The 15,157-nt window shown below is 73.5% G+C and carries 15 protein-coding genes; 7 read left to right on the plus strand and 8 right to left on the minus strand.

The window, feature by feature from the left end; translation table 11 throughout:
- Positions 1-123 precede the first annotated feature (123 nt).
- The 4 genes from AB0I79_RS37530 to AB0I79_RS37545 are packed head-to-tail and all read left to right on the plus strand — an operon-like array spanning position 124 to position 4,651.
- The gene (locus AB0I79_RS37530; RefSeq protein WP_357884001.1) at positions 124-1,191 is read left to right on the plus strand and encodes an ABC transporter substrate-binding protein; all 1,068 of its coding nucleotides are present in this window, start codon (positions 124-126) and stop codon (positions 1,189-1,191) included.
- 1 nt (position 1,192) lies between these two features.
- Complete coding sequence (locus tag AB0I79_RS37535; protein WP_357884003.1) at positions 1,193-2,737, plus strand: sugar ABC transporter ATP-binding protein; 1,545 nt, start codon at positions 1,193-1,195, stop codon at positions 2,735-2,737.
- Positions 2,730-3,701 carry an ABC transporter permease gene (locus AB0I79_RS37540; RefSeq protein WP_357884005.1) on the plus strand — a complete coding sequence of 324 codons (972 nt, stop codon included), beginning with the start codon at positions 2,730-2,732 and terminating at the stop codon, positions 3,699-3,701. The genes AB0I79_RS37535 and AB0I79_RS37540 overlap by 8 nt, the downstream gene beginning before the upstream one ends.
- A complete protein-coding gene (locus AB0I79_RS37545; RefSeq protein ID WP_357884007.1) occupies positions 3,698-4,651 on the plus strand; it encodes an ABC transporter permease in 954 nt (317 codons plus the stop codon). Before AB0I79_RS37540 ends, AB0I79_RS37545 begins: the two co-directional genes overlap by 4 nt.
- Positions 4,652-4,714: 63 nt before the next feature.
- Here AB0I79_RS37545 and AB0I79_RS37550 read toward each other — a convergent pair whose 3' ends face one another.
- The 3 genes from AB0I79_RS37550 to AB0I79_RS37560 form a co-directional block, all read right to left on the minus strand.
- The gene (locus AB0I79_RS37550) at positions 4,715-5,629 is read right to left on the minus strand and encodes a pirin family protein (protein ID WP_357884009.1); all 915 of its coding nucleotides are present in this window, start codon (positions 5,627-5,629) and stop codon (positions 4,715-4,717) included.
- Positions 5,630-5,654: 25 nt separating this feature from the next.
- Positions 5,655-6,776 carry an MBL fold metallo-hydrolase gene (locus AB0I79_RS37555; protein WP_357884011.1) on the minus strand — a complete coding sequence of 374 codons (1,122 nt, stop codon included), beginning with the start codon at positions 6,774-6,776 and terminating at the stop codon, positions 5,655-5,657.
- Between the two features lie 89 nt (positions 6,777-6,865).
- Complete coding sequence (locus AB0I79_RS37560) at positions 6,866-7,654, minus strand: oxidoreductase (RefSeq protein ID WP_357884013.1); 789 nt, start codon at positions 7,652-7,654, stop codon at positions 6,866-6,868.
- A gap of 111 nt (positions 7,655-7,765) precedes the next feature.
- Here AB0I79_RS37560 and AB0I79_RS37565 point away from each other — a divergent pair, with 111 nt between their 5' ends.
- Positions 7,766-8,341 (plus strand): helix-turn-helix domain-containing protein, encoded by a 576-nt coding sequence (locus AB0I79_RS37565; protein WP_357884015.1) that lies wholly within the window; start codon positions 7,766-7,768, stop codon positions 8,339-8,341.
- Between the two features lie 17 nt (positions 8,342-8,358).
- On the opposite strand, the gene AB0I79_RS37570 is transcribed toward AB0I79_RS37565, so the two are convergent.
- A complete protein-coding gene (locus AB0I79_RS37570; RefSeq protein WP_357884017.1) occupies positions 8,359-9,048 on the minus strand; it encodes a DUF3152 domain-containing protein in 690 nt (229 codons plus the stop codon).
- A gap of 111 nt (positions 9,049-9,159) precedes the next feature.
- Positions 9,160-10,473 carry an FAD-dependent oxidoreductase gene (locus tag AB0I79_RS37575; protein ID WP_357884019.1) on the minus strand — a complete coding sequence of 438 codons (1,314 nt, stop codon included), beginning with the start codon at positions 10,471-10,473 and terminating at the stop codon, positions 9,160-9,162.
- A 162-nt stretch (positions 10,474-10,635) separates the two neighbouring features.
- On the opposite strand from AB0I79_RS37575, the gene AB0I79_RS37580 reads away from it, so the two are divergent.
- On the plus strand, positions 10,636-11,520 hold the full coding sequence (locus AB0I79_RS37580) for a hypothetical protein (protein ID WP_357884021.1): 885 nt from the start codon (positions 10,636-10,638) through the stop codon (positions 11,518-11,520).
- A gap of 12 nt (positions 11,521-11,532) precedes the next feature.
- Here AB0I79_RS37580 and AB0I79_RS37585 read toward each other — a convergent pair whose 3' ends face one another.
- From AB0I79_RS37585 to AB0I79_RS37595, 3 genes are all read right to left on the minus strand, one after another.
- Entirely contained in the window at positions 11,533-11,982 is a 450-nt protein-coding gene (locus tag AB0I79_RS37585) for a hypothetical protein (RefSeq protein ID WP_357884023.1), read from the minus strand.
- A 77-nt stretch (positions 11,983-12,059) separates the two neighbouring features.
- Positions 12,060-12,926 (minus strand): AfsR/SARP family transcriptional regulator, encoded by an 867-nt coding sequence (locus AB0I79_RS37590; protein ID WP_357884025.1) that lies wholly within the window; start codon positions 12,924-12,926, stop codon positions 12,060-12,062.
- A gap of 317 nt (positions 12,927-13,243) precedes the next feature.
- On the minus strand, positions 13,244-14,176 hold the full coding sequence (locus tag AB0I79_RS37595) for a zinc metalloprotease (RefSeq protein ID WP_357884027.1): 933 nt from the start codon (positions 14,174-14,176) through the stop codon (positions 13,244-13,246).
- A gap of 170 nt (positions 14,177-14,346) precedes the next feature.
- On the opposite strand from AB0I79_RS37595, the gene AB0I79_RS37600 reads away from it, so the two are divergent.
- The gene (locus AB0I79_RS37600; protein WP_357884029.1) at positions 14,347-15,147 is read left to right on the plus strand and encodes a MerR family transcriptional regulator; all 801 of its coding nucleotides are present in this window, start codon (positions 14,347-14,349) and stop codon (positions 15,145-15,147) included.
- Positions 15,148-15,157 lie beyond the last annotated feature (10 nt).

Consider the following 15,157-nt stretch of genomic DNA (forward strand, 5'->3'; position numbering starts at 1 on the left):
TTTTCCCCTACAGTCCGCTCTTCCTTTCTCTGTGGGGGGCGATAAACCCCACCTGCCGCGGACCCCCCGCCGCGCCGGGGGCCTGGGGCCCCGGGCGCGGCACCTGATAGGAAAGGAACCGCGATGACCCCCCACATCCGGACGGCCGCCCTGGCGCTGGCCGTCCTCCTCACCGCGGCGGCCTGTGCCAAGGCGGAGGAGCCGCAGGCCGCGCCCGCCGCCGGCAGCACCGCCGGGCAGCAGGTCGTCCAGAGCCCGGCCGGCACGGCCGGCCCGACGTGCACGCTGCAGCAGTTCGGCGGCACGAAGTTCGACCTCAAGACCGCCACCGTCGGCTTCTCGCAGTCGGAGAAGGAGGCCAACCCGTTCCGGATCGCCGAGACCAAGTCGATCAAGGACGAGGCCGCCAAGCTCGGCATCACCGACCTCAAGGTCACCAACGCCCAGTCGCAGTTCTCCAAGCAGATCACCGACGTGCAGCAGCTCATCGCCCAGGGCGTGCAGCTCCTGGTCATCGCGCCGCTCAACTCCGACGGCTGGGAGCCGGTGCTCCAGCAGGCCGCCGCCAAGAAGATCCCCATCATCACGGTCGACCGCAAGATCAACGCCAAGGCGTGCAGCGACTACCTGACGTTCATCGGCTCCGACTTCTACGAGCAGGGCAAGCGCGCCGCCGACCGGATGATCGAGGCTCTGAACGGCCAGGGCAAGGTGGCCATCCTGCTCGGCGCGCCGGGCAACAACGTCACCACCGAGCGCACGAACGGCTTCAAGGACCGCGTCAAGGAGAAGGCCCCCGGCATCACGATCTCCTTCGAGCAGACCGGCGAGTTCGCCCGCGAGAAGGGCCAGCAGGTCACCGAGCAGCTCATCCAGTCCAACCCCGACATCAACGGCATCTACGCCGAGAACGACGAGATGGCGCTGGGCGCGGTCACCGCGCTGAAGGGCGCCGGCAAGGAGCCGGGCGACATCAAGATCGTGTCGGTCGACGGCACCCGCAGCGCCGTCCAGGGCATCGCCGACGGCTGGCTGTACGCGGTCATCGAGTCGAACCCGCGCTTCGGCCCGCTCGCCTTCGAGACCGCCCAGAAGTTCCTGAACGGCGAGGCCATCCCCGACAAGGTGATCATCTCCGACCGGGACTACACCACGGAGAACGCCAAGGACTCCCTCGGTGAGGCGTACTGAGTTGGAAGCGGTACTCGAGGCCAAGGGGATCAGCAAACGCTTCCCCGGCGTGCTCGCCCTCGACGGCGTGTCCCTCGCCCTGCGCCCGGGCGAGGCGCACGCGCTGGTCGGCGAGAACGGCGCGGGCAAGTCCACCCTGATCAAGGTCTTCACCGGCGTCTACCAGCCGGACGGCGGCGAGCTGCGCTACCGCGGCGGCCCCGCCGCCTTCGCCACCCCCATGGAGGCGCAGCGCGCCGGCATCCAGACGATCTACCAGGAGGTCAACCTCGTCCCCATGATGTCGGTGGCCCGCAACCTGCTGCTCGGCCGCGAGCCGCGCGGCAGGTTCGGGGTGATCGACGCCGCCGCCATGTACGGCGAGGCCGAGCGCGTGCTGTCCGGCTACGGCGTCGAGACCGACGTCCGCCGCCCGCTGCGCACGCTCGGCGTCGGCGCGCAGCAGATGGTCGCCCTGGCGCGCGCCGTGTCCGTGGACGCCCGGGTGGTCATCATGGACGAGCCCACCTCGTCGCTGGAGCCGCGCGAGGTCGAGACGCTGTTCGGGGTGATCAGGAAGCTGCGTGACAGCGGCATCGCCGTCATGTACGTCAGCCACCGCCTCGACGAGCTCTACCAGGTGTGCGACCAGGTGACGGTGCTGCGGGACGGCCGCCTGGCCCACACCGGGCCGCTGGCCGGGCTGGAGCGGATCGAGCTCATCTCGCTCATGCTCGGCCGCGACCTGAACGAGGTCCGCTCCCAGGGCCTGACCAGCTTCTCCCGCGACCAGGCGGCGCAGCCGCACCGGAACGGGCAGACCCCGGTCGTCGAGGCGCGCGGCCTGACCCGGCGGCACGTGCTCGACGGCGTGGACGTGAGCGTCAGGCCGGGCGAGGTCGTCGGGCTGGGCGGCCTGCTGGGCGCCGGGCGTACCGAGACCGCCAAGGCCATCGTCGGCGCGCTGCCGCTGGACGGCGGCCAGGTGCTCGTGGCCGGCGCGCCCCTGCGCGGCGGCTCCACCGCGGCGGCGATCAGGGCCGGCGTCAGCCTGCTGCCCGAGGACCGCAAGGCCGAGGGCATCATCCCCACCCTGTCCGTCCGCGAGAACATCGCCCTGGCCGCCCTGCCCGCCCTCGGCAGGGCCGGAGTGGTGTCCGAGGCGAAGATCGACCGGGTGGTCGAGATCTTCATGCGGAGGCTGAGGATCAAGGCCGCCTCGCCGCACCAGCTCGTCTCCGAGCTGTCCGGCGGCAACCAGCAGAAGGTGCTGCTGGCCCGCTGGCTGGCCGTGCGGCCCAAGGTGCTGCTGCTGGACGAGCCCACCCGGGGCATCGACGTCGGCGCCAAGGCCGAGGTGCAGGCGCTGATCGACGAGCTGGCCGAGGAGGGCCTGGGCGTGCTGCTGATCTCCTCCGACCTGGAGGAGCTGGTCGAGGGCGCCGACAGGATCCTCGTGCTGCGCGAGGGCGCGGTCGTGGGCGAGCTGTCGGGTGACGAGGTGACCGAAGAGAGGATCATGGCCACGATCGCCGAGCAGACGGGCACGGAGCAGTCCGATGGCTGAGCTGACATCCAGGCAGGCGGGCCGGGCCGCCGTGCGCAGAGCGCAGGTGTACGCCTGGGTGCAGGACTACGGCGTGTACGCGGCCGTGCTGGCGCTGCTGCTGTTCAACGTGCTGTTCACCCCGCACTTCCTGGACGCCGCCAACTTCCGCACCCAGCTCGTCCAGGTCACCCCCATCGTGATCGTCTCGCTGGGCATGGCGCTGGTGATCGGCACCCAGGGCATCGACCTGTCGGTCGGCTCGGTGATGGCGCTGGCCGCCGCGCTGACCGTGCTCTACCTCGGCTACGGCTGGCTGCCCGCGCTCGTCGTGGCCGTGATCGGCGGCGCGGTCGTGGGGGCCGCGGGCGGGGCGCTGGTGGCGTACGTCGGGGTGCAGCCCATCGTGGCGACACTCGCGCTGCTGGTCGGCGTGCGCGGCCTGGCGAACGTGCTGGTGCCGCAGCTCGTCGAGTTCCGCAACCCCGGCCTGATCGCGCTGGGCAGCAGCTCGGTCGCCGGCATCCCGGTCATCGTGCTCATCGCGGCGGCGCTGACCGTGATCGTGCTGTTCGTGGTGCGCCGCACCACGTTCGGGCGGCAGGTCGTCGCCATCGGCGGCAACCGGCCGGCCAGCGAGCTGTCCGGCCTGCCGGTCAAGCGGGTGCTGCTCACCGTGTACGTGATCTCCGGCCTGCTCGCGGCCCTGGCCGGGGTGCTCGCCACGGCCCGCCTGCAGGCCAGCGACCCGACCTCGCTCGGCCTGTTCATCGAGCTGTCGGCGATCACCGCCGTGGTGGTCGGCGGCACCCCGCTGACGGGCGGCCGGATCAGGGTGCTCAGCACGGTCATGGGCGCGCTGCTCATGCAGCTCCTCGCGGCCACGCTGATCAAGCACAACCTCCCGCAGTCGTGGACCCAGATGGTCCAGGCGGTCATCATCCTGGCCGCCGTCTACGCCACCAGGAAGCGGGGAACCCGATGAACCGGGAGCAGACCAGCCGGCTGCTCCAGCAGCACGGCGCCGTCATGGTGCTGGGGCTGCTGGTGATCGTGGGCAGCCTGGCCTTCGACTCCTTCGCCACCCCGGCGAACGCGGCCAGCGTGGTCGTGTCCTCGTCGTTCCTGGCGATCATCGCGATCGGGATGACGTTCGTGATCATCAGCGGCGGCATCGACCTGTCCGTGGGGTCGCTGTTCGTGCTCGGCGGGGTGCTGGCGGCCTACGGCTCCCAGTACGGCATGCTGGTGGCGCTGCTGCTGCCCCTGGCGGTCTGCGGTGTCGTCGGCCTGCTCCAGGGCCTGGTGATCGCGCGGACGGGCATGGCGCCGTTCATCGTCACCCTGGCGGGGCTCCTGGGCGTCCGGGGGCTGATGCTCGCCATCTCGGACGAAGGCGCCACCACCCATCTCGTGAAAGATCAGGCATTCGCCGCTCTTGGCCAGGGCGAGCTCCTCGGCCTGTCCTACCCCGTGTACGTCACGATCGCCCTGGCGCTGGTCGCGATGGTCCTCCTGCAACGCACCGGCTTCGGCCAGAACGTCTACGCCATCGGCGGCAACGAGCAGGCCGCGGCCCTGATGGGCGTGCCCGTCGCGCGCACCAAGGTGCTCGTGTACGTCATGTCGGGCCTGCTGGCGGGCCTGGCGGGCGCGCTCAACGCAGCCCGGCTCTCCTCCGGCGTGACCATCCTCGGCATCGGGCTGGAGCTCGACGCCATCGCCGCCGTCGTGATCGGCGGCACCCTGCTCACCGGCGGGGCCGGCGGCATCACCGGATCGGTGGCCGGGGTGCTGCTGCTCGGCGTCATCCAGAGCCTGATCAACCAGGTGGGCAGCCTCACCTCGGCGTTCCAGCAGGTGGTCAGCGGGGCGTTCCTGGCGCTCGTGGTGGTGGCGCAGCGGCTGCTGAGCAAGGCCCAGCGGCTCACGTGACCCGCGCGTGCGCCCGCGCCCGCCCCGCTCCCACCGCACCATGGCGGGCGCGGGAGAGCCGGATCAGCGGACCCGGCCCCGTGGCTTGAGGCGGGTGCCGGGCAGGACGGGCGCGGGGAGCGGCGCGCCGTCGAACCCCTCGACGGCGCCGAACCCCTCGCCCTCCATCCACTCCTTGCGAAAGGCGGCGATCTCGTCGTGGGAGCGCCCGACGAAGTTCCACCACATGACGATCTCCTCGCCGAACGGCTCCCCGCCGATCAGCAGCACCCGCCCGCGCCCCGACAGCCGCACCGCGGACCGCCCCGGCGGCAGGTACACCAGCGGCCCCCGCCCGACCTCCGCGACCTCGCCGTCGAGCAGCAGCAGCCCGTGCTCGAACGCCGGGTCCACCGGCACCTCGCAGTCCCCGTCCACCGCGACCTCGGCCCCGACCAGCGGGGTGTAGGCGGTGGCGGGCGAGGTCACCCCGCCGAGCGTCCCCATGACGACGGTCGCCGCGTAGCCGGGCCCGGACAGCACCGGCAGCGCGGGGTGGTGCTCGAAGCCGGGCTCCACGTGCCGCGCCGCGCCCGGCAGCGCCACCCAGAGCTGCACCCCGTGCAGCACCGTCTCGGGCGACTCCTCCGAGTGGGAGATGCCCCGCCCGGCGGTCATCAGGTTGAGCTGGCCGGGGCGGATCTCCTGCAGCGTGCCCAGGCTGTCGCGGTGCAGCACCTCGCCCGCGACCAGCCAGCTCACCGTCTGCAGCCCGGTGTGCGGATGCGGCGGCACCCGCATGGTGGCCCGCTGCGGCCCGTAGGCGTCCACGAAGCACCAGGCGCCGATCATGCGCCGGTGCACGCCCGGCAGCGTCCGGCTCACGGCCATCGCGCGCGGCCCGCCCAGCGGCACCTCGCGCCCCTCCAGCACTTCGCGGCCGGCGCCCTCGTCGGCGCCGCAGCGGATCTCCCGCGGGTCAATCTCCAGGTTGCTCACGGCAGAACTGTACGTCCCGGGACGGTCAGTGCAGCATCTCCCACCAGCCCTCCACGGCCGGGGCGGCCGAGGCGTCCACGGCCTCGCCGGGCCGCGGCACGGCGATCTTCACGTCGCGGGCCTTGGCCTCCCGCCACAGCCGCTCCACCGGCTCGGCCCACGGGTGCAGCGCGAGGGTGAACGTGGCCCAGTGCACCGGCAGCAGCAGCTTCCCGCCCAGGTCGAGGTGGGCGTTGACGGCCTCTTCCGGGTTCATGTGGATGTCCGGCCAGGCCGGGCTGTAGGCGCCGATCGGCATCAGCGTCAGGTCGAAGGGCCCGTGGGCCGACCCGATGCCGCGGTATCCCTCGAAGTAGCCGGAGTCGCCCGCGTAGAAGACCCGCCTGGCCTGCCCGGCGACGACCCAGGAGCCCCACAGCGTGTCGTTGCGGGTCAGGGACCGGCCGGAGAAGTGGCGGGCGGCGGTCGCGACGAAGCGCAGGCCGGCGACCTGGGCCTCCTCGTCCCAGTCCAGCTCGATGATCCGGTACGCGGGCACGCCCCACCGCTCCAGGTGCGCCCCGATGCCCAGCGGCACCAGGAACGGCGCCTTCTGCGTGCGGGTCAGCGAGCGCACCGTGGCCATGTCGAGGTGGTCGTAGTGGTCGTGCGAGATCGCGATCGCGTCCACCTGGGGCAGCTCGCCCAGCTCCACGGGCACGGGGTGGTGCCGCTTCGGGCCGACGAACCGCGAGGGGGAGGGGCGCCTGCTCCACACCGGGTCGAACAGCACCCGCTTGCCCTCGATCTCCACGAGCGTGGAGGCGTGGCCGTACCAGATGGCGCGCACCCCGTCGGCGGGCGGCGGGTCGGCGGGCGGGACGCGCAGCGGGACCAGGCCGGCGGGGTGGCGCTGCTCCCTGTCCCTGGCCAGCTCGCCGAGCAGCCCGACCGGCGGCGCGGTCACGAGGGTGGTCTGCTCGGGCATCGTGTTCACGAACGAGCCGTCCCTGAACTGCGGCGAGCGCCGTATCCGCGCCGCCCGGTCCGGCCCCGACGTCAGCGGCCGCACGCCCAGCTCGGCGGGCACCTCGCGCAGTGCCCACCCGGCCGCGGCCAGGGCCGCGCCGCCCACCAGGATCCGCCGTGCCGTCCGCATCCCTGCCATCGCCCACTCTCCCCTGGATCTTCGTCCGTCCCGCTCCGACCGGGCGGGACTCCCCGGTGTTCCCTACATCAACGATATATCGCGATAGGTCAGACGGTCTTGATCGTCCCTCCGTCGATGACGTAGTCGGCGCCGCTGACGCTTCCGGCGTGCGGCGATGCCAGCCATGTCACCAGAGCGGCGACCTCGTCCGGTTCGACGAACCTACCGGTCGTCATCCCGGCGTTCGACGGCAGCCCCGCCAGGAACTGTTCCTGGTCCACGCCGTGGGCCTGCGCCAGCGCGGCGCCGTACCCGTCGGGGGCCTGCCACATCGAGGTGAGCACGGCGCCGGGGGAGACCGTGTTGACCCGCACGCCCTGCGGGCCGAACTCCTCCGCCAGGGCCTTGCCGAAAGCGGTCAGCGCGGCCTTGGCCGTCGTGTACGCGATCGGCCCCGCGCTCGGCAGCCGGGCGCTGTTGGAGGAGATGTTGATGACTGTGCCGCGGCGGCGCAGGAGGCTCGGCAGGGCGGCGCGGGTGGCGCGCACGGCGCTGAGCAGGTTCAGCTCGTGGACCTGGTGCCACACCTCGTCGCTCACGGTCAGGAACCCGCCGACCACGGCCACGTCCGAGTCGCCGCCGCCCACGTTGTTGACCAGCAGATCGATCTCGCCCAGCTCGGCCGTGGCCCGGTCGATCATCCCGGCGGGCCCGTCGGGGGTGGACAGGTCGGCCGTCAGGATGACGGCGCCGGTCTCCTTCAGTTCGGGAGAAGCGGTCCGCGCGGCGGCCGCGACCCGCACGCCCTCGGCGGTCAGCGCCCGCACGATGGCGAGGCCGATGCCCCTGCTCGCGCCGGTCACCACGGCGGTCTTGCCGGTCAGTCGCATGTCCATGATCGAATACTCCTCAGAAATCGCATCAGTTCTGACGCGCTCAATCTAGAACTTGCAACAGTGATGATGCAAGTTCTGGGCGAACGGTGACGATGCCGTACCCTGTCCGGTGTGAGTGAGACGACGCGAGCCCTGCGGTCCGACGCCGAGCGCACGGTGCGCACGATCCTGGAGGCCGCCGAGCGCGTGCTCAGCAAGAACCCGGCGGCCAGCATGGAGCAGATCGCCGAGGCGGCCGGGGTGGCGCGGACCACCGTGCACCGGCGCTTCGCCTCGCGCGAGGCGCTGGTGGACGCGATGGCGGCATGGGCCAACCAGCGCTTCGCCGAGGCCATCGACGCCGCCCACCCCGAGACCGCCCCGCCGCTCGTCGCGCTCTACCAGGCCACCGTCAACGTGCTGCGGGTGAAGATCGACTGGGGCTTCGCGATGAGCCGCATGTTGTCGGACGACCCGGAGGCGGCCAGGGTGCACGCCGAGGTCGACGCCCGCTGCGAGCGGCTGTTCAGCAGGGCGCGGGAGGCGGGCGTGCTGCGTGCCGACGTGGACCCGCTCTGGGCCAGGCGGGTCTACTACGCGCTGTGCCACGAGGCGGCGCAGACCCGCGACGGCGAGCCCGACGCCCTGGCGGCACGCCTGATCGACACGCTGCTGCGCGGGGTCGGCACGGGGCAGGGCCTCGCCTGAGGGCCGGTGGTGCCCTGCTAGCGCTCGTCGGAGCCGCGGTGGGGGAAGGGCCACGGGTTGGGCCGGCAGCGGCCCAGCGACTTCGACTGCTGCACCATGACCGGGGCCGGTCGTCCCGGGCCGGGGCAACGCCGGTGGTGGTGGCCCAGGCCGTGGCCGACCTCGTGGCTGATCAGGTAGCGGCGGTAGGCGGCCAGGTCGCCGCCGTACTGCGGGACGCCCTCGGCCCAGCGCAGCGCGTTGATGACCGAGCGGCGGCCGTTCCAGCAGGACAGCTCGCCTCCCGTGCGCAGTGGGAGGCACTGGCGGATGGTCAGGCGGGGGCTGGACAGCGCGACCCGCAACCGCACCGGGCCGCGGTCCACCCGCTGGAAGCGGCCCCAGCCGCGCACGTCGTTGAGCGTGCGGTGCACCTCGGCGGCGAACTGCGCCGGGTCGAACGGCAGGCCGCGCTCCACCTCGACGAGGTACCGCACCACCCGTCCGCGGCCCCGCCTGGCGGGCGCGCCGCCCCGGACGACCGCGTAGCGGCCGGAGGCCGAGTGCGGGACCCGCACCTTCTCGGGAGCGGGGACGGGGGCGGGGACAGGGGCGATCGGCTTGGGCGGTGGCACGGTCCTGGGCGGGGCCGGGGGCGGCGCCGACGGCTCGGCCGCGCAGCCGGCGGCCGCCACGAGCAGCAGCAGGAGCAGTGCGAGCAACGGCAAGGCGGCCTCCCCACATCGTCACGGTGGGGAGGTATCCGATGCTACGTTGCCGCTTGTCCTGCTTGAGGATCAGGGGTGCCTATAGTCCGATTCGCCTGGGCCGCGCGCCGGTCACCCGGTGTGCGCGGGCGCGTACGGCGCGATGTCGAGCGGCGGCGCCTCGCCGAGAGCGAGCGCCGCGGCGATCTCGCCGGTGAACGGCCCCGCCGTCAGCCCGTACGCGCTCAGCCCCGTCGCCACCACCACCCGGTCGGTCAGCGGCCCGATCAGCGCCCGCCCAGGGGCGTACACGGGCCGCAAACCGACCCTGGTCTCCGTGACCGTCGCGTTGAACAGCCCGGGCGCCACCCGCAACCCCGCCTCGATCACCTCGTCCAGGCCGCCCATCGTGACCCGCGGCGAGAACCCCACGTCCTCGACCGTCGCCCCGACCACCACGCGGGAGTCGGGGAACCCCAGCAGGTACGGTCCGGTCCTGGGCAGGATGATCGGCCACCACGCGGTGTCCACGCCCTCCATGGTGGCGTGCAGGATCTGGCCGCGCCTGGGGAAGACCGGCAGCTCGACCCCCAGCGGCCGGCACACCTCGCCGGTCCACGCGCCGGCGGCCACGATCACCACGTCGGCCTCGACCGGGACGCCCTCACCCGTCACCCGCATCGCCTCCGGGCTCGCGGGCGCGGCGGGGGCCGGGGTGGCGCTCAGCGGCGCGGCCTGCCGCCACGACGTGTGCTCGCCCGCGAGCCCGCCCTCGCCCACGAGCCCGCCCTCGGCCGCGAGCCCGCCCTCGGCCGCGAGCCCGCCCTCGCCCCCGAGCCCGCCCTCGCCCGCGGGCGTGGCCGCGACCGCCGGGCTCCACCGCGTGCCGGCCCCGGTGTCCGGCTGGTGCAGCAGCACCTGGCCGTCCCGGGTGAGCGTGGCGATGCCCGTACGCACCTGCGCGCCCCTGGCCATGGCGGCCCGCAGCAGCGCGTCGCGCACCGAGCAGCCGTCCACCCGGGCAGCGCCCGGCACGAGCAGCGCGCTCAGGCCGTCGGACAGCGGCGGGAACAGCTCCGTCGGCGTGTCCACGTCCACCACGTCGCCCATCTCGGGCGCCGCGGCGTGGCGGCGGCGCAGCAGCGTGCGCACCGGCTCCAGGTCCACCGGGTCCTCGGCCACCAGCAGGGCGCCCACCTTGGCGTACCCGATGTCCTCGCCCAGCTCCTCCACCAGCGCCGGGTAGGCGCGGGCGCCCTCGCGGGTCAGGCGGTACCAGTCGTCGTCCTCCGGATGGTCCACCCACGGGCACACGATGCCCGCGCCCGCCCGCGTCGCCCCGCCCTGGCAGCCGGCGTCCACCACGGTCACCGCCGCGCCCCGGCGGCTCAGGTGGTACGCCGCGCCCGCCCCCACGATGCCGCTCCCGATCACCACAACACGCATGGTCACAATGATCGCAGCCGGGGTGACGTGGGCCGACGACCGGATGGCGCACTTGCCGCGCGGTATACCCCGTCACGGTCTACTCCGTGCCTGGGCCGGGGCGTGAGAGCGGGGCCCGATCACGACTGTCCGGCCCGTGCCGCGCGGGTCTAGTCTCAGCGCATGGACGTCGCGGTCACCAGGATCGAGCTGCCGCGCCCCGTCCGCGCGGCCGCGTCCGACGGGTCGACCGTCTGGTGCGCCACGGGCGACGGGGTACGCGTGTACACGCCGGCAGGCCGGCCCCTGGAGGGCGGCGGCACGGCGCCGGAGCTGCGTTCCCTGGCGGCGGTGCCGGGCACGGTGACCGCCACGGGCGCGGTGCCGGGCACGCTGGCGGAGACCGTGCTGGTGCCCAGGGCGTTCGCGGGGCCGCCGGTGGCCGACTCGCTCCCGGACGGCACGCTCGCGGGCGCCGCGCCCGGCCGCGTCCACTGGCTCGACCCGTCGGGTGTCCCCATCGCGGGCGCCCGCTTCGAGGGCCGGGTGGTCGCCGGCGGCGGGGCGATCTGGGCCGTCGGCGACGGCGTGGCGCGCCGGCTGGCCGAGCCCGGCCGGCTGGGCGAGCCGCTGGAGCTGCCCGCGCTGGACGCGTGCGCCGTGGAGGGCGAGCGGCTGTGGTGGACGTCGAAGCGCGACGACGTGCTGCGCGGCGGCCCCAAGGAGGTGGAGCTCGGGCGGCGCGAGCGCGGCGCCATGACCGTGTGCGCCGGGTCGTTATGGATCAGCGTGACCGGCGGGCTGCTGCGGGTGTCGGCGTGGTCGGGCGAGCCGGGACGGCTCGTGCGGGCGCCGGAGGGGCCCGTGCCGTTCCTGGTGTGCGCGAACGGGGTGCTGGCGGGCGGCGGCCGCGACCTGTTCGCGCTCGCCCCGGCCGCCGGCACCCCGCTCCGCGTGATCAAGCTGGGGCTGGACGCGCCGCCCGCGCTGATGATCGCCGCGGGCAGGCACGTCTGGGTGTTCCCCGAGGGGCTGCCCGGCGCCCTCATCGTGACGCCGTCACCCTGATCCCCGGGCTCCTCAGGGGATCTTGTACTCCTGCGCCGTCCCGCAGTAGCTGATCCCGATGGGCGAGTTGCTGAACCGGCACACCTGCACGACCACCCGGTCGATGCTCAGCAGCCCGTTGCTCAGCTCGAAGGCGAACTTGACCTGCTCGTCGTCCGCCTTGTACGTCTCGGAGTCCACGAGATCGGCGCCCCGGTAGCCGCGGAACGTGACCGTGGAGTGCAGGTCGTCGGGGAAGCAGACGGTCGGGAGCGCCTCGTCGGACAGTAAGCCTTCCACGTTGACGACGGGATGGATGACCGGCCCGTCGTACCGTTCGAGCGTGCCCTCCGCGGCCCCGCGGCGGCACGTGTCGCCCGAGTCCGCGGCGAACTTCACGGCCTCGGCGGCCATGGCGGACGGGGCGGCCATCAGCCCGGCGGCGAGCACGGCGGTCATCGTCAACCCAGCGAGCAGACGCACGACATCACCTTCCGTTGTGTGAGGGGAATCCGATCACCCATCCTGGACGGCGCCCGCCGCCCTGCCTGTGCCCGCCGTTACACCGGGCTCCATTGCCCCGGGCTCCACACGAACGCCAGGAACCTGCGGTCCCCCTCGCCTCTCCCTGAGATCACGCACACCCCCGCGCACGGCTCCACGACGCAGGAGAACACCGCCACGTCCGGCGGCGGGCCGGGTCGCAGCAGGGAGGCGTGGATGCGGCGCAGCTCGGCCGAGGGGTCGGTGCCCAGCTCGTCGGCCAGGCGGCGGCGCAGCCGCTCGTACAGGGCCAGCGCCTCGGCCTGCCGCCCGCACGCCCCCAGCACCACGAGCAGGCGCCCCCACAGCGACTCCCGCAGCGGGTGCCCGGCGGCCAGGCCGATCAGCTCCGCGACCAGCTCGCCGTGGCGGCCCTCGGCCAGCCGCAGGTCGATCCGCCGCTCCACGGTGCTCAGGTGCAGCTCCTGCAGCGACGGTGAGACGGCCGCGCGCAGCCAGTCCGAGTCGATGCCCTCGAACGGCGGGCCGCGCCACAGGCGGCTCGCCTCCTCCACCAGGGCCCGCTCCGCCGCCGTGCCGCGCGACCTGCCCGCCTCGGCCACCAGCGCGCGCAAACGCAGCACGTCCACCTGGCCGGGATCGACGTCCAGCAGGTAACCGTCCGGGGTCGTGCGGATCGCCGTCCGGCCGATCGCCCGGCGCAGGCGGGTGACGTACGTCTGGATGCTGCGCCGCGCGTTGGCCGGCAGCTTCTCTCCCCACAGGGCCCGCGCCAGCCGCTCCACGCTGACCGCGTCCCCCGCGGACACCGCCAGCACGGCCAGCAGCGCCCGCAGCCTGCTGGTGGTGAGCCGGACCGGCCTCCCGTCCAGCCGCACCTCCAGCGGCCCGAGTAACGCGATGCTCAGACCTGCTCCGTCCATGCGTCCACTGTCGCGCGGCGGGCCGGATCGGGGCATCCGCCGCTCGGCGCTCGCTGCGCTACGCCGCGCGCCGTAGCGGCGGTACCCGGGATACCGCCCTGCGGGAGTACGCGGGCCGCGGGGAACGTACGCCTACGGGGCCGTGGCGGCCGTCCGGCGGGCCGCGGGGAACGTACGCCTACGGGGCCGTGGCGGCCGTCCGGCGGGCCGCGGTGAAGGTACGCCTGGGGCCGCGGCGGCCGTCCGGCGGACCGCGCGGAGCGTACGGGACGCTTCCGGCACCACCAGCCGGGCCCGGCGCGGGTGCTCGCCGCCGCTCAGGCGCGGGCGCCGGGCTGCGTGCTCTGCCTGGCCTGCGGCGACAGGAACGACGACCGCGGCCCGGCCAGCGCCGCGTCCATCCGCTCCGCCTGACCCTTCGTGAACATGTACATGGAGGCGTCCTCCACGTAGTCCATGTAGTTCATGAACATGTCGCCGTTGGGGCCGTTGTCGCAGCTCAGCTTGGGGAAGGTGGGCGTGCCGCGGTTGTGGCCGCCCTGGTTGGGCGTGTCGTCCACGAAGTCGGTGCCCGAGCAGCCGTCGCCGTCGTCACCCCAGATGTGCCGGAGGTTGAACCAGTGCCCGATCTCGTGGGTGGCGGTGCGGCCGCCGTCGTACGGGGCCTCGGCCGTGCCGGTCGTGCCGAACGCGCGGTGCAGGATCACGACCCCGTCGATCTCGGCGGGCCCGCCGGGGAAGGTGGCGTACCCGAGCGCGGGCTTCAGCTCGCACACCCACACGTTGAGGTAACGGTCGGCGGGCCAGGCGTCGGATCCGCCCCGGTCGCCGAACTTGACGCCGTGGTCCGGCTCGAACGCCTCGACGCTGGTCTCCTTGCGTACGACGCCGGAGGTGGGGTTGCCGTCGGGGTCTGTGTCGGCCAGCTTGAACTCCAGCCGAGCGTCGGCCACGAGGTCCTTCCACACCTCCGGCACCTTGTCCACGTCCGGGTTGGCCCGCCTGAAGTCCTCGTTGAGCACCTTGAGCTGGCTGTCGATCTGCTCCTGGCCGATGTTCTGCTCGGGGGTGTGGTGGACGACGTGGACCACGACCGGGATCGTCACCACCTCCTCCCGGGCCGCGGCCCTGGCGTTCTTCCTGGCGAACGTCTCGTTCTCGATGGCGGCCAGCGCCACCGCGTAGCGCGGGGACGTGGCGATGAGCTGGTGGTGCACGGGCATGGTCGCGCAGCGGTCGTTACTGGGCACGGGGGCTCCCTTTCCATGGCCGCGGGGGGCGTACGCCGGAGGGATCGGGGGACGCCGACCACCCCGCTTGGGGATGTTGGCTTTCTGCACCCCTACCCGCTGTGTAGTCGTTCAATCACATAGAGTGAGGAGTTGAACCTCCCGCCACGGTAGGTCCTACCGTCGTACCCGTGACCGGCAACGACGACGGTGGGCGTCGATGGAGCATCGGTGAGCTGGCCAAGGCCACCGGCGTGACCATCCGCACGCTCTACCACTACGAGGAGATCGGCCTGGTCCCGGCGAGCGAGCGCACCCCGTCGGGCCACCGCCGCTACACCGAGGCCGACCTGCGGCGGCTCTACCGCGTGCGGGGGCTGCGCGGCCTCGGCCTGACCCTGGAGGAGATCGGCCGCATCCTCGACCGCCCGTCCGACGACCTCACGGCGCTGCGCGCGCTGCTCGGCGCCCAGCTCGCCGAGCTCGACCTCCAGGCGGTCCGCATCGGCCAGCTCAGAGAGCGGATCGGCGGCCTGGTGGCGCTGCTCGACCAGGCGGTCATGCCCGACCCCGAGCGGGTCATGGCGGCGCTGGAGCTGCACTCGGTGTACGAGTCGCACTTCGACCAGGAGCTGCGCGACCACCTGGCACGGCGCAGGGCGGAGCTGGGCGAGGCCCGGATGTCCGGCTACCGCGCCGAGTGGCTCGCCCTGCTGCGCGAGGGCCGCCGGCTCATGCTGGCCGGCACCCCCGTCGAGGACCCGCAGGTGCAGGAGGTGACCAGGCGCTGGGAGGCCATGGCGGCCGGCCTCCAGGTGGGCGACCGGGAGGTGGCCGAGCAGCTCAAGGGCGCCGGCATGGCGCTGTGGCGCAGGGCGGGCGCCCAGCTCAGCGCGGAGATCAGCCGCCAGATCGGCTGGCTGGAGGCCGACGACCTGCCCGCTGTCATGGACTACTTCCAGCGTGCGAGAAACGTGCGGCAGGACGGCTGACAGCGCGTCC

The organism is Nonomuraea sp. NPDC050202 (genome assembly GCF_040656115.1).
In the GTDB taxonomy this organism is placed as follows: Bacteria; Actinomycetota; Actinomycetes; order Streptosporangiales; family Streptosporangiaceae; genus Nonomuraea.